Here is a 14,373-nt window from a genome sequence, read left to right on the forward strand (position 1 = left end):
TCCCACAGGTTCATGGGTCGACCACAAGATTTGTGGACACCACAAAACCCGGTGGGAGCGAGGCCCGCGAAGGCGTCGGGTCAGTCAGCATCAATGTTGGATGTTCCGGCCTCTTCGCGGGCAAGCCAGCTCCCACAGGTTCATGGATCGACCACAAGATTTGTGGACACCACAAAACCCGGTGGGAGCGTGGCTTGCCCGCGAAGGCGTCGTGTCAGTCAGCATCAATATTGGATGTTCCGGCCTCTTCGCGTTCAAGCCCGCTCCCACAGGTTCATGGGTCGACCACAAGATTTGTGGACACCACAAAACCCGGTGGGAGCGAGGCTTGCCCGCGAAGGCGTCGTGTCAGTCAGCATCAATATTGGATGTTCCGGCCTCTTCGCGGGCAAGCTCCCACAGGGATTGGGTGCGCGTTCTACCGTCGCCGAAACAACGGCCGCGGCTCGATTACCGAGCGGCCATACAACACGCTCATCCCCGCCAATCCCTTCAATGCATCCTCGGCCGATTTGTCTTCACGCACGGCGAAGCTGTCGAAACCGCACTGGCGCATGTGGCTGAGTTGATCACGCAATACATCGCCAATAGCCCGCAACTCGCCGGTCCAGCCCAGTCGCGTACGCAGCAGATACGCCTGGCTGTAGCCGCGACCATCACGAAAACTCGGGAAATCCAGCGCGATCAAGGACAGCTGGGCCAACCAAGGTTCCAGGCTTTCCACTTCGTCATCCGGCCCCAGCCAAACGGCCTGATGCTGCGCGCTCTCCAGCCAGCGGGTCAGCGGCAAAATGACCGGGCCTTCAGGCAACGGCGCTTGCAGATCCCTGACCAGTGCCCACGGATCCTGGGCATCAATGCGCGCCTCGCCCTCTTGCAGTCGCAACAGATTTTTCACGCCGACACCTCCAATACCTTCGGATACACCGCTTCCTTGAAGGGTTCCAGACCGATGCGATGCAAGGTGTCGACGAACAATTCTTCGCTCTCGCGATAACGCACGAACGTATCGACGATGTGCTCGATCACGTCCGGCACTTGCGCTGCACTGAAGGACGGCCCGATAACTTTGCCCAGTGCGCTGTTCTTGCCTTGGGCGCCGCCGAGGGTGATCTGGTACCACTCACTGCCGTTCTTATCTACGCCCAGAATCCCGATGTTGCCGATGTGATGATGCCCGCAGGCATTCATGCAACCGGAGATGTTGAGGCTGATATCCCCCAGGTCATGCAGATAATCGAGGTCTTCGAAACGTGCCTGAATGGCCTGGGCAATCGGTATCGACTTGGCATTGGCCAGCGCACAGAAGTCGCCACCCGGGCAGGCGATGATATCGGTCAGCAAGCCAACATTGGCGCTGCCCAGATTGTGTTCGCAGGCCAGGCACCACAGCGCAAACAGATCACCTTTGGGCACATCCGGCAGGACAATATTCTGCTCATGGGCAATGCGTATCTCCCCAAAACCGAAGCGCTCGGACCACTCGGCCACCGCCTGCATTTGCTCGGCTGTCACATCTCCCGGTGGCGCTGAAATACCGGGTTTGGTCGACAGCACCACGCTGGCGTAACCGGGCACTTTATGCGCCTGCACGTTACGCAGCACCCAACGTGCAAACGCCGGGTTCTCGGCCAGGTGCGTGCCGAAATCGAGCTGGATATCCGCCCGTTCACGGTATTGCGGTGTGACGAAAGCACTGGCCACGCGCTGGAACTCGGCGTCGGTCAACTGCGCCGGACCATCGCGCAGGTACTGCCACTCTTCTTCCACCTCCCGGGCAAACGCCTCGATGCCCAGCGCCTTGACCAGAATCTTGATCCGCGCCTTGTACTTGTTATCCCGCCGGCCATGGCGGTTGTACACCCGCAATACCGCTTCCACGTAAGACAGCAAGTGCTGCCAGGGCAAGCCTTCGCGGATCTGCAAGCCGAGGATCGGCGTGCGCCCCAGACCACCGCCGACGATGACTCGCAGCAACATTTGCCCGTCATCCCCGGGGTAAAGATAGAGGCCGATGTCATGCATCATGATCGCCGCCCGGTCTTGCTGCGCCGAGCAGATGGCGATCTTGAACTTGCGCGGCAGGAACAGGAATTCCGGATTGATGGTTGACCACTGCCGCAGGATTTCCGCCAGCGGACGCGGGTCGATCATTTCGTCAGCCGCGACCCCGGCAAAGGCTTCGGTGGTGATGTTGCGCACGCAGTTGCCGGACGTCTGGATCGCGTGCATGTGAACGTTAGCCAGGCGTTCGAGGATGTCCGGCACCTGGGCCAGCTCGATCCAGTTGAATTGCATGTTCTGCCGCGTGGTGAAGTGACCGTAACCGCGATCGTAATCCCGGGCGATGCTCGCCAGTGTGCGCATCTGCCCGGCACTCAGCGTGCCGTACGGAATGGCTACACGCAGCATGTAGGCGTGTTTTTGCATGTACAGGCCGTTTTGCAGGCGCAAGGGCAAAAACTCCTCTTCGCTCAGTTCGCCTGCCTGGAAGCGTTCGACCTGATCACGAAACTGCGCAACCCGCTCGAACACCAGGGCCCGGTCATAGTCGTCGTACTGATACATCTGGGTACCTCATCAGGGCTGGGTTCCGCTTCCCTGTAGGAGCGAGCTTGCTCGTGAAGAACTCAGAGATAACGCTGGGTGTCAGGTTTCCTGCGTTATCGTTGACGACTCTCGCGAGCAAGCTCGCTCCTACAGTTTCGCGAGGTAGCGACTATGAGCCTGCGTGTCAGCGAGATACAGACTCACTTAATTCAGAAAAACCCGTATCAGATTCCTTTTCAGAGCAGCGTGGTCGAGTCCTCCTCTGATCCGTACAAATGAGTTTTTCCTGAGCCTGTTTTGGAATGGCCGATAGATATGCGCCGACGCCGCTCAATGAACGCAGTCCCCTGTAGGAGCTGCCGCAGGCTGCGATCTTTTGATCTTGCCTTTTAAAATCAAAAGATCGCAGCCTCGTTGCACTCGTCAGCTCCTTCAGGGAACACGATCCGACAGATAAGGGCGCAACCATAAGCAGCCGTGACCGCAGACCAACAGCCGCCCTCGCCTCAACTCCGATCCCGAGGCACCAGACTCTGCAGCTGCTGCGCCAAAAAATCCGCATCAAAGTCAAAGATATCCGGGTCCTTCAAACCATTGGTCTTGCGCCACTGCCAGCCAGTGGATGGCGGCAGGCACACCAGCGACACACTGCCAACACGTGCTGAAGTAAACCCCATCACCGCCACCGAAATCTGCCCGCCAACACCCATTACGTCCGGTACAAACTCCACCGGCTTACCGATGATCAGGATGCTCAGTTTCTCGGTCTTGAACGTCGACGTCTCCACCGGAGCACTCGGCCCCGAGGCAACGTACGCCTCACGACTCATCTCCAAAAGACTCGGTACCAGTACCGGCGCCAGCCATTCCTGAATCTGATCAAACAGATCGCCAATATGCATCGCCCATTGCGCCGATTGCGACTCGAACACTTGTTTCTTGTGCGCTTCACTTTCTGCGTAGTGACGAAGCATCTCGCCCAACTGCTGTACGTCGTCCATTGCGGTGCTCCCCTGATTGAAGCAGTGCTGCAGACCTTGAGCATGGCAGATACGCGCAGTTGGTGTACGACCTGGGGCGCGAGCGGTACTTAGCCGGATCAGGTGCTGGGCACCTGGCGAAAACTCACCGCCAGACGATTCCAGCTGTTGATGGTGGTGACGGCGATGGTCAGATCCACCAGTTCACCTTCGCTGAACTGGGTCCGGGCCTGCTCGTAGACGTCGTCCGGCACATGGTTTTGCGAGAGCAGTGTCACCGCTTCGGTCCAGGCCAGGGCCGCACGCTCGCGCGGGTTGAAGAAGTTGCTATCGCGCCAGACCACGATCGAATACAGACGCCGTTCAGTCTCGCCCAGGCGCCGGGCATCCACTGAGTGCATGTCGGTACAGAACGCGCAGCCATTGAGCTGCGATGCGCGGATCTTGATCAGGTGCAATAGCGCCGGTTCGATGCTCAAATTGCTGGTCAGCGCCTCCATCGCAATCATCGCTTTCATCGCTTTGGGTGAAGCGCTGTAGTAATCCAGGCGGGGGCTCATGACGCGACCTCGTGCAACGGTGATGTAACACTCAAGGTAGTCGTTGATACGCGAGTGTTACAGGTCCAATTGGGCGAATTAATCGTGGACCACCTGGCGCCAGACCAATTGGCGGTTTTTCTACCACGCAACTTCTGCACACACACCGGATGAGGTTAATCTGAAATGACGAACACGCGCTTCAATTGCTCTGGAGCTTCACCGTTATGGAACTACACGTTGTCATCAATGGACGCAAGGACCTGGCGGGGCAGCTGTACAACCAACTGCGTAGCGCCATTGAATCGGGCCGATTGGCTGCGGGCACGCAGCTTCCACCCAGCCGTCTGCTCGCCGAGCAATTGGGAATCTCACGCAAAACCATTTCCGATACCTACACGCAACTGACCTACGAAAACTTTCTCACCGGGGTGATCGGCAAAGGCACCTACGTCAATGCGCGGACCTCGAAAATCGAACGCAAGCAAAGCCATTCGGAGCTTGCAGGTTTCGAGGTGATCGAGTCCTGGCGCAACCTGCCGGTGTTCCTGCGTCACCCCACGCTGGAAGGCTCGCTGCGTTATGACTTTATCGGCGGCGCCACCAGCAAGGGTCAGTTTCCCCAGGACGACTGGCGACGTTGCACCTCCCACGCCTTGCGTCAGATTGCGGCTTCCAAGGGTTTCTACAGCGCGCCTGAAGGTCTGCCGGCGCTGCGCAATGCCATCGCACGGCACATCGCGTTTTCCCGCGGGGTCAATTGTCAGGATGAGGACGTGGTGGTGTGCAATGGCGCCCAACAGGCCCTGGATTTGATATCCCGGGTGCTGACCCGCCCAGGCAGCGTCGTGGCCATGGAAGATCCCGGTTATCCGCCAGCGCGCCTGCTGTTCGGCACCCACGGTGCCACCGTGGTGGGTGTGCCGGTAGATGCCGAGGGCATTGAGGTGGACAAGATCCCCCGTGGCACCCGCCTGATTTATGTCACCCCTTCGCATCAGTTTCCGCTGGGCATGTCCATGAGCCAGGAACGCCGGGTCGCTCTACTGGCCAAGGCCCATGAACTGGGGGCGATCATCATCGAGGACGACTACGACAGCGAATTTCGCTACGAAGGCCGGCCCACTGACTCGCTGCAGAGCATGGATGAGCGAGGCATCGTCGCTTACGTCGGCACATTCTCCAAAACCCTGCTGCCGGAGCTGCGCCTGGGTTACGCAATCTTGCCGCCAGCGATCCTCGACGCGGTGGTCCGTGCCAAGCAACTCACCGACCTTCACACCTCTACCCTGCCCCAATGGGCGCTGGCCAAGTTCATCGCTGAAGGCTGCCTGCTCAAGCACATCCGGCGCTGCCATACGATCTATGCCAGTCGCCGCGACCGAATACTGGCGCGCATGGCCGGCGACCTCTCGCCATGGCTTGAAGCGGTGCCGACCATGGCCGGTTTCCACATGGTGGTGCTGTGTAAAGTCCCCATCGATGTGCCATTGGTGATTGAGCTGGCGAAAAAAGTTGAAGTAGGGCTTTACGCCATCGACAGCTTTTTCGATCAGCAACCGCCCCAGGACGGGTTTTACCTGGGCTTTGGTGCCATCGAGACCCTGGACATCGACATAGCCCTGGATCGCCTTCGAGATATCCTGCAACAAGTTGCCTGATGAATTGGACTGCGACTTTATCTGGGGATTGGCTATTGGTGGTCCGGTGGTGCGGGCCTATTCTGCAAGGGCGTTATCCCTCAATGAGCAGGATTTATCCGTGCCTGATTCAGGAGTGTGTGCAGATGTCCAAAGAAGTGATCAATACCGTAAAGGTGCAGGCCGTCGCCGGCCGCTCGGAAGAGCTGGGTAAGCAACTGCAAAAGATTGTCGAAACCCTTCGCGACTTACCGGGCTGTGATTCCTATATGGTCGACCGCTGCCCCGAGGACAGTAACCGCTGGACCGTCAGCGCCCATTGGCAGTCGGAAGCTGCCATGCAATCGCATTTCAACAGCCCTCAGGTGCAAGGTTTCATTGACCTGATCGATTGCCAACTGGCCAACGCGGTTGACTTCAACAGCTTTCCGATTCGATAAGAAAAAACGGTTATAGACCGCAGTTTCATGGCAGTTGTCGCAGGGCATGGGTACCTCTGTGAGAACTGCCGGAGACTGCGGTCTTTTACGTTTCGGACCCTCTATTGGTTTACTGAATTGGTCCCCTGACCTTCTCGAATATTGGCTGTTTGATTGCCACCCGCGTCGCACTAGATTGGTCCTTGACCACTAACCCATTGCAGGTGATTAACCATGAATGTTTTGCGCTGCTGTGCCGCACCTCTTGCTGCCCTGACCCTGGCTGTTTGCGCTCCGGTATTTGCCCATGGAACCGACGCGCCTGCCGAAAATGTCACGGTGCTGCAGGATCAAATGCTGAAAAACGTACCGGGCAAAAAAGCCATGATGATTGAGGTCGACTACAAGCCCGGCCAAGCCTCCATCGCCCATAAACACGACGGTACCGCCATGGCCTACGTGCTTTCGGGCGCGGTGACCTCACAAGTGAAAGGTGAAAAGGAAATCACCTACAAAGCTGGCCAATACTGGTACGAAGCTGCGGGTTCCGAACATCTGGTGTCAAAAAACGCCAGCGCCACTGAGCCGGCCAAGTTGCTGGTATTCATGGTGTTGTCACCCGACGAAAAAGTGCTGGTCCCATTGAAAAACTGATGACAGAACGTACAGCCATAAATAAAAAGGTCCGAAACTTCAAATCGGGCCTTTTTATTGCCCGAGGCAATTACCCCGCCTTGTTTAAACCAAATAAAACTATTGGTCACCCCAGAACTCTGGATATTGGCTATTTCATTTAGTCTGTGCCGGTTTAGTCTGGAGTGACTGTCGGTCACAGCCGACGACTTGAACTTTCCCGACTGATGTTGTTTCACTGGAGAAACACCATGAAACTTGCACTTGTCAGTACGTTAACCTTGTCTGCTTTTTTGCTCGGCTGCTCGATTCCCACGGCACCTTCGGCGGTATCTTCGCTGGACGGCATCTTCACAGCCCCGGTAGGCCGCAGCAACGCGACCCAAATCCCCAACGGTAAAGATGTGTCACTGGGCGTGGTGTATAGCCGCAACACCCAGGCCAACCGCGCTTATCTGCAGGACTACCAGGCCAACGCCGGCACCGGTTTTGGTCAGAGCCTGCTGGTAGAACCCATCCACGATGCCTACATCGCCACCTCAAAGCCCGACATGGCCGTGGACTGGGTCAAGGCCTCGCTGCAACGCCAGTTTGGTTCGGTCACGGTGTATCCCGACATGCAGAGTCTTAAAGCAGCGAAACCGGATGTGGTGGCAATCGTCGACAGCCGCAGTCAGTTGATTACCTCCCGTAGTTCGGACATCGAGTCGAAAGTCAGTGCGGACTTCTATGACAGCCACTTCAACTACATCGGCACCGCACAAGGTCATGATACGAAAGCACTCAGCCCGGTATGGGCGGACTTCAAACGCAGTGAAGACATCGTTGCCGACATTAACGAACAGCAGAACGTGCAAGTAAGGGCGCTGCAGAAGTTTGACCAGTCGCTCAGCAATTTACTGACCAGACCGTCAACCAGCGTGTCGATGAATGACAATACACCACAGCAGAAACTGTATTGACAGCCATTAAGCATCGCGGCAAACCCGCTTATCCAGTCAGGGCTTGCCCGCGATGCGCTTTACTTCAACTCGTAGAAATTTGCCCATCATTCGCAGCATTAAGTTGCACTGCGAAATAATTGACCACCACCCAAGTCGCTAAAATAACTTTATCTTCAGCGATGCAACACTATCAATAACCGATATCTTCAGACAAAGGACGTCCAAATGAACAAGGATCAGGAACGATCATTCATCGCTCGCCTATATTGCCACGGAAAAAAATTGAGTTTTTTTGAGACTTCAACACCCGCCACCCTACTGACAACTGAAGAAGTCATAGGTCGGCGCGTAGCTTACCACCCGTACAGAAACGAATGGATCCCTACGGGTCAAGCTGAAATAAAATCCTCCATCCTCGTACACTTTCATTGTTATGACGATTACTACAATCTGCAGATTCTCAGCAAAGACAATAAATACATAAGCAAGGACGAACACGGTTTCCTGGGCGCTTTCCCCGCCGCCGGAGGCAACACAACATCCTTTAATTTATTGGACAGTCATTATGGAATAGTCACGCTGGATGACTTTGGAAGCTCCAATATGAATATCTATTTGAAAGCCCGTCATTCACGAATCATCAGACAATCGATCTGGGAGGGTGAGAGGAACAAATATCACTGTTTTACCGGCGAGACCGGAGACATCAGCATATTCAACCTGGAAATCCTGGAGAGGAGCGTTGTGACACCACGTGATTTAGCGTCTTACGGTGAGCACTGAATAAACCCGGATTGCACTTAGTGCTCTCAATTGAATAAAAAAGCCCCGCATCTCTCAATGCGGGGCTTTTTCATTCAGCGCCTGATCAGGCCGCTGGTTCCAGCTGTGGGCTGGCAGTGGCAGTGGCCGGCACTACCGCTTGCCCGCTCAACGCCAGGTCCAGCAGTTCACGGTTGGCTACCGCATACATGGCGTAGTCGGTGCCGCTGGCGGCACGGATTTCCACCAGCATGGCGCGCCAGCGCTCGATCATGCTTACGTGCTGCGCCATCCACAGCTCCAGGCGTGTTTCCACGTCCTGGGTGCCGTCGCCCTGTTGCAGGACCGAGATGGTGATCGCACGTTGCTGCCAGTCGACATCATCGCGGAACGCTTCACGGGCCAGGGCCTGCCAGTTGTTTTCAACCGGCAGAGCGCTGATCTGTTGCAGGTACCAGGTGATATCCAGCGCACTGCCCACGGCGAAGTAGGCCTTGGCCACGTCCGCTGGGTCCTGGCCGGTCACGTCGGAGGCCTCGATGATCGGCAGCAGGGTGTACAGGTGCGAAGTACCAGCCACCATGCGTGCCAGCAACTCCGGAACACCGGCTGCAACATAGGCCTGATAACGGGCCTGCCAGGTTTCGCGAATTTCGCCGCTGAGCAGTTCGTCGAGTTTCAGGCCCAGCTCTTTGAGGTGCGGACCGAAGTGAGCAACGTCACGAGCGGCGTTCTGCTCGTTGCGACGGGCACGCAGGAACCAGCGCGTAGCGCGACGGCCCAGGCGCATCAGCTCGTCCATCAGTTCCAGTTGCACGTCGGCGGAAACCTGATAGTCCAGGTTTTCAATCTGACGGAACCAGTGCGGGAGATGGAAAATGTCACGCACGATCACGTAGGCGCCCGCCACGTTCGCCGGGCTCATGCCGGTCGACTCTTTGAGTCGTTGAACGAAGGTGATGCCCATGTGGTTGACCAGATCGTTGGCGATCTGGGTGCTGACGATTTCACGCTTCAGACGGTGACGACGCATGGCGGCGGAGAACTTGTTCACCAGTGTCGGCGGGAACGCGGTTTCCATGTCGCGGGTCAGGTAGTCGTCGTCCGGCACCAGGGAGCCCAGCAGCTGCTCCTTGAGGTCGATCTTGCTGTAGGAGATCAGCACCGACAGCTCGGCACGGGTCAGGCCATGGCCTTCGGCGACGCGCTCGTTGATCGCGTCTTCGGCCGGCAGGAACTCGATGGCGCGATCCAGCTTGCCGCGACCTTCCAGGTCGTTCATCAGGCGCTTGTATTCGGCAATACGCGGCAAGGCACGACGGGCAGCCAGAGACAGCGCCTGGGTCTGCTTGTAGTTGTTGCCCAACACCAGGCCACCGACTTCGTCGGTCATGCTCGCCAGCAACTGGTTACGTTGCTTGTCGGTCATGTCACCGGCCTGCACCACTTCGTTGAGCAGGATCTTGATGTTCACTTCGTGGTCGGAGCAGTCCACGCCACCGGCGTTGTCGATGAAGTCGGTGTTGGAACCGCCGCCATTGAGGCCGAATTCCACACGACCCAGTTGGGTCATGCCCAGGTTACCGCCCTCGCCCACGACCTTGCAGCGCAGTTCGTTGCCGTTCACACGCAACGCATCGTTGGCCTTGTCGCCGACGTCGGCGTGGCTTTCGCTGCTGGCCTTGACGTAAGTACCGATACCGCCGTTCCACAACAGATCCACCGGCGCCTTGAGCAAGGCATTGAGCAGTTCGGTCGGGGTCAGCTTGTCGGCCTTGATGTCGAAGCGTTCCTGCATCTGCGGGGAAATCGCGATGCTCTTGGCGCTACGGGAGAAGATGCCGCCACCTTCGGACATGATGCTGGTGTCGTAATCCGACCACGCCGAACGTGGCAGGTCGAACATACGCTGACGCTCGACGAAGCTGGTCGCCGGGTTCGGGTTCGGGTCGATGAAGATGTGCAGGTGGTTGAATGCCGCGACCAGTTGCAGTTTGTCAGACATCAACAAGCCGTTACCGAACACGTCACCGGCCATGTCGCCGACGCCGACCACCGTGATGCTGTCTTCCTGGACATTGATGCCGCGCTCGCGGAAGTGGCGCTGTACGCCAACCCACGCGCCCTTGGCGGTGATGCCCATTTTCTTGTGGTCGTAACCAGCCGAACCACCGGACGCGAAGGCGTCACCCAGCCAGAAGCCGTAGTCGATGGCGATGCCGTTGGCGATGTCGGAGAAGGTCGCAGTGCCCTTGTCCGCTGCAACTACCAGGTACGGGTCATCGTCGTCATGACGCACGACGTTGGCCGGCGGAACCAGCGCGCCATCCTTCAGGTTGTCGGTGATGTCCAACAGGCCCGAAATGAAGATGCGGTAGCACGCAACGCCTTCGGCCGCGATCTCGTCACGGGTGCCGCCCAGTGGCAGGCGACGCGGCAGGAAGCCGCCTTTGGCGCCCACCGGCACGATGACCGAGTTCTTCACTTGCTGGGCTTTTACCAGGCCCAGGACTTCAGTACGGAAGTCTTCTTCACGGTCGGACCAGCGCAGACCGCCGCGAGCCACGTTACCGAAGCGCAGGTGCACGCCTTCAACCCGTGGCGAGTACACGAAAATTTCGAACTTCGGCACCGGCTTGGGCAGCTCAGGGATCAGGTGCGGGTTGAACTTGAAGCTGAAGTAGGACTTGTTCTGGCCGTGGGCGTCGGTCTGGTAGAAGTTGGTACGCAGCGTGGCCTTGATCAGGTCAAGGTAGCGACGCAGGATGCGGTCTTCGTTGAGCACCTGAACGTCGTCCAGGGCGCTGAGGATCGCGTGCTCCAGGCGCAACTCGAGGTCGTCGCTGCTCAGCTTGCGGGCCAGATAGAAGCGGGTCTTGAACAACCGGGTCAACTCGCGAGCGATGTCGGTGTGGTTGTTCAGGGTGCTGGCGATGTAGCCCAGGTCGAAGCCCAGGCGGATCTGTTTCAGGTAACGGGCATACGCACGCAGCAGCGCCACGTCGCGCCATGGCAGGCCGGCGGTCAGCACCAGACGGTTGAACGCATCGTTTTCGGCATCGCCGCGCACGATGTGCACGAACGCGTCCTGCAGGGTGTCGTTGAGTTGCTGGATGTCCAGGTCCAGGCCTTCGGCAGCGGTGAAGGCGAAGTCATGAATCCAGAACTCGCGGCCATTGGTGTGGCGCAGACGGTACGGGAACTCACCCAGCACGCGCAGGCCGAGGTTTTCCAGGATCGGCAGTACGTCGGACAGGGCCAGCGGGGTATCGGCGTGGTACAGCTTGCAATGCAGTTCGCGCTGACCGGACACCTGGCCCAGCGGCTGATAGAAGCTCATCACCAGCGGGTTCTTGTCGCTGAGGTTGAGCAGGTGTTGCATGTCGACCACGGCCGAATGCGCCGCGAAACGCTCGCGGTAACCGGCCGGGAAGCCTTTCGGGAAGTCGGCCAGCACGTTGGTGCCCTGGGCTTCGCCGAAGGCTTCAACGGTCAGCGCGGAGTAATCGTCCTGCCAGCTGCGGCAAGCCTGGATGACTTCGTTTTCCAGCTGCTGCGGGTCGATGTCGATGCGGTTTTTCGGGTCGACGCGCAGGATCAGTTGCACGCGGGCCAGCACGGACTCGGAGAAGAAAGTCCAGAACTCGCAGTCCGAGGCTTTCAGGCGATCCATCAGCACTTGCTGGATCTTCTGGCGCACTTCGGTGGAGTAGATGTCACGTGGCACGTAGGCCAGGCAGTAGCAGAAACGGCCATACGGGTCTTTGCGCAGGAACACGCGGATCTTGTTGCGTTCCTGGATCTGCACGATCGACATCACGGTGCTGAACAGCTCGTCCACCGGCGTCTGGAACAGATCGTCGCGAGGCAGTACTTCGAGGACCTGCGCCAGTTCCTTGCCCAAGTGAGCCTTGGACTGGAAGCCGGAGCGGTGTTCGATTTCCTCGACCTTGCGACGGATGTACGGGATGGCCCGCACGCTTTCGCCGTACACCGACGAGGTGTACAGGCCCATGAAACGGCATTCCTTGATGACCTTGCCGTTGGCGTCGATTTCACGGATCGACACGTAGTCAGGGTAAGCCGGACGGTGTACACGGCTTGGGTGCGCAGCCTTGGCGAACGACAGCAGGGTCGGTTCACGCAGGTATTGCACGGCGTAGTCTTCGATGCGCCGATCTTCGTTGGTCAGGCCCGCACGCAGCTGTTTGGTCAGGCCGAGGAACGAATTCTGGTCGTACTCGATGTGGCCACCATCGGCCTGGTCGGTCACCACGAACTCTTCATAGCCGAGGAAGGTGAAGTGGTTGCCCACCAGCCATTCCAGGAAGCCTTTGATTTCGCTCTTTTCGTCGGAGTCGACGGCGAACTTGCTGTTGTCCAGGTTGGTCAGGATTTCCTGGACCTTGGCTTTCATCGGTTCGAAATCGGCCACCGCGACGCGCACTTCACCGAGCACTTGCTCCAGCTCTTTGGTCAGCACGTTCAATTCAGCGGTGTTGGCGCAGCGGTCGATTTCCAGGTACATCAACGACTCTTGCAGTACTCCGTCACCCTGGGTGCCTTTAGGCAGGATTTCCAGCAGTTCGCCCTTGTCGCTGCGACGCACGCTCAGCACGGTGGTTTGCAGGGTGTGAATGCTGTAGCCGCGACGGTTCAGCTCGGTACGCACCGAGTCCACCAGAAATGGCAGGTCGTGGTGCAGCACTTCGACCGCGGTATGGGTCGACTGCCAGCCGTGGCGTTCGTAATCGGGGTTGTAGACGCGCACTTGCGGTTGCGCGTGATCGAAGCGCTCAAGCAGGCGCCACGCAGAAAGAGTACAGCCAGCGAGGTCGGACAACCGACGTTGGGTCAGTTCATCCAGGGAAATGATGCCGAAAAATTGTTCAGCGAACAGCGCCACTTGTGGCAGTGCCTGTTCACTGATGTGCTGCGCCAGTGCCGCTTGCAGTTGGTGCTGGAAGTCGGCTTTGCTGGCTGCGGTGAAGAACGCCATCTGTGGTACTCCGCTTGGGCTTGTTATTGATGGAAGCGTCGCGTGTTATCCCCTTGCGGGGAGACCGTCAGCTCTGTTCGCGGTCTACAGTAACGAATTCAGAGTGACAGGTGGGTGAAGCTGGACAAGACAATGAGGTCACATTCAACTTCCATAAGATGCGCACCTTGCCAGGTGACGGTACGACGGGCAGGTCAGACTCCTGGCGAGGCACATCCGTTGCGCAGCTTAACGAGTGTAGGAAGCAAGCTGCTTGCGACGCTGCGACATATTCGGTCATCGGCACGCTGCCGGCGGGTTGCGACTTGGGCAACCGGGTGTTTTCGGAGAAACCCCAAGGCGCCGAGTACCGGAAATGACTGATATTGCCCGCCAGGTCATGCCTCAAGGTCTGACACACGATGCAGCACAAAATTCGCCGCAATGGCACAATTGCCCTGCTTCGCCCTCCCCCAGACAGGATTAACCATGCCATTGCAACTCACCACCGCCCACCTGATCGTCAACCCGTGCGATGACGAAGAAGACAACATGGCCATGCTCTGCTGCCACGGCGACAAGGGCGAGATGTTCATGGTGACCCGTTATCCGGACGAGGACGAGGTGGAAGTCACCTGGGATTACGAGCCGTCGACCCTGGACGGGCTGAAGATCACCCTGAGTGCCACGACACTGTTGGTGGAGATTGGCGCGGCGGATGCCGATGCATTGGGCGGCCACGATCAATTGGCAATCACCCACGGCACCGCCGAGTCGGATCTGGCCGAAGTGGAAGAAACCCTGCAGAACATTCTCAAGGGCACCGGGACCTATATCCGGGCCTAGTTGCCAAATCCGCACAATGTGGCGAGGGAGCTTGCTCCCGCTGGGCTGCGAAGCGGCCCCAATCCAGCCAACTGCGTTCTGC

General features: G+C 58.1%; 11 protein-coding genes. 6 read left to right on the top strand and 5 right to left on the bottom strand.

What is annotated here, in order from left to right; all coding sequences use genetic code 11:
• Window positions 1-418: 418 nt before the first annotated feature.
• The 4 genes from ACRESJ_RS12540 to ACRESJ_RS12555 all read right to left on the bottom strand — a co-directional run bounded on the left by ACRESJ_RS12540 (window position 419) and on the right by ACRESJ_RS12555 (window position 4,090).
• Entirely contained in the window at window positions 419-898 is a 480-nt protein-coding gene (locus ACRESJ_RS12540) for a DUF934 domain-containing protein (protein WP_431758176.1), read from the bottom strand.
• Entirely contained in the window at window positions 895-2,568 is a 1,674-nt protein-coding gene (locus ACRESJ_RS12545) for a nitrite/sulfite reductase (protein WP_431758177.1), read from the bottom strand. The genes ACRESJ_RS12540 and ACRESJ_RS12545 overlap by 4 nt, the downstream gene beginning before the upstream one ends.
• Before the next feature lie 488 nt (window positions 2,569-3,056).
• Window positions 3,057-3,551: a hypothetical protein gene (locus ACRESJ_RS12550; protein ID WP_431758178.1), complete on the bottom strand. Its 495-nt coding sequence runs from the start codon at window positions 3,549-3,551 to the stop codon at window positions 3,057-3,059.
• A gap of 98 nt (window positions 3,552-3,649) precedes the next feature.
• Window positions 3,650-4,090, bottom strand: coding sequence for a carboxymuconolactone decarboxylase family protein (locus tag ACRESJ_RS12555; protein ID WP_431758179.1), 441 nt, complete (start codon window positions 4,088-4,090; stop codon window positions 3,650-3,652).
• Between the two features lie 206 nt (window positions 4,091-4,296).
• Between ACRESJ_RS12555 and ACRESJ_RS12560 the strand changes: the two genes are divergently transcribed.
• The 5 genes from ACRESJ_RS12560 to ACRESJ_RS12580 all read left to right on the top strand — a co-directional run bounded on the left by ACRESJ_RS12560 (window position 4,297) and on the right by ACRESJ_RS12580 (window position 8,488).
• Window positions 4,297-5,730: a PLP-dependent aminotransferase family protein gene (locus ACRESJ_RS12560; protein ID WP_431758180.1), complete on the top strand. Its 1,434-nt coding sequence runs from the start codon at window positions 4,297-4,299 to the stop codon at window positions 5,728-5,730.
• A gap of 125 nt (window positions 5,731-5,855) precedes the next feature.
• Window positions 5,856-6,149 carry an antibiotic biosynthesis monooxygenase family protein gene (locus ACRESJ_RS12565; protein WP_431758181.1) on the top strand — a complete coding sequence of 98 codons (294 nt, stop codon included), beginning with the start codon at window positions 5,856-5,858 and terminating at the stop codon, window positions 6,147-6,149.
• 213 nt (window positions 6,150-6,362) lie between these two features.
• Window positions 6,363-6,782 carry a cupin domain-containing protein gene (locus tag ACRESJ_RS12570; protein ID WP_431758182.1) on the top strand — a complete coding sequence of 140 codons (420 nt, stop codon included), beginning with the start codon at window positions 6,363-6,365 and terminating at the stop codon, window positions 6,780-6,782.
• Between the two features lie 230 nt (window positions 6,783-7,012).
• On the top strand, window positions 7,013-7,723 hold the full coding sequence (locus ACRESJ_RS12575; RefSeq protein ID WP_431758183.1) for an ATPase: 711 nt from the start codon (window positions 7,013-7,015) through the stop codon (window positions 7,721-7,723).
• Window positions 7,724-7,930: 207 nt separating this feature from the next.
• Window positions 7,931-8,488, top strand: coding sequence for a hypothetical protein (locus ACRESJ_RS12580; protein WP_431758184.1), 558 nt, complete (start codon window positions 7,931-7,933; stop codon window positions 8,486-8,488).
• An 85-nt stretch (window positions 8,489-8,573) separates the two neighbouring features.
• Here the strand turns inward: ACRESJ_RS12580 and ACRESJ_RS12585 are convergent, their stop codons facing one another.
• Window positions 8,574-13,466 carry an NAD-glutamate dehydrogenase gene (locus ACRESJ_RS12585; protein ID WP_431758185.1) on the bottom strand — a complete coding sequence of 1,631 codons (4,893 nt, stop codon included), beginning with the start codon at window positions 13,464-13,466 and terminating at the stop codon, window positions 8,574-8,576.
• 468 nt (window positions 13,467-13,934) lie between these two features.
• Here ACRESJ_RS12585 and ACRESJ_RS12590 point away from each other — a divergent pair, with 468 nt between their 5' ends.
• Window positions 13,935-14,291 carry a hypothetical protein gene (locus ACRESJ_RS12590; protein WP_003212949.1) on the top strand — a complete coding sequence of 119 codons (357 nt, stop codon included), beginning with the start codon at window positions 13,935-13,937 and terminating at the stop codon, window positions 14,289-14,291.
• Window positions 14,292-14,373 lie beyond the last annotated feature (82 nt).

Origin of the sequence: Pseudomonas sp. (assembly GCF_050739655.1) — a bacterium.
GTDB lineage: Bacteria > Pseudomonadota > Gammaproteobacteria > Pseudomonadales > Pseudomonadaceae > Aquipseudomonas.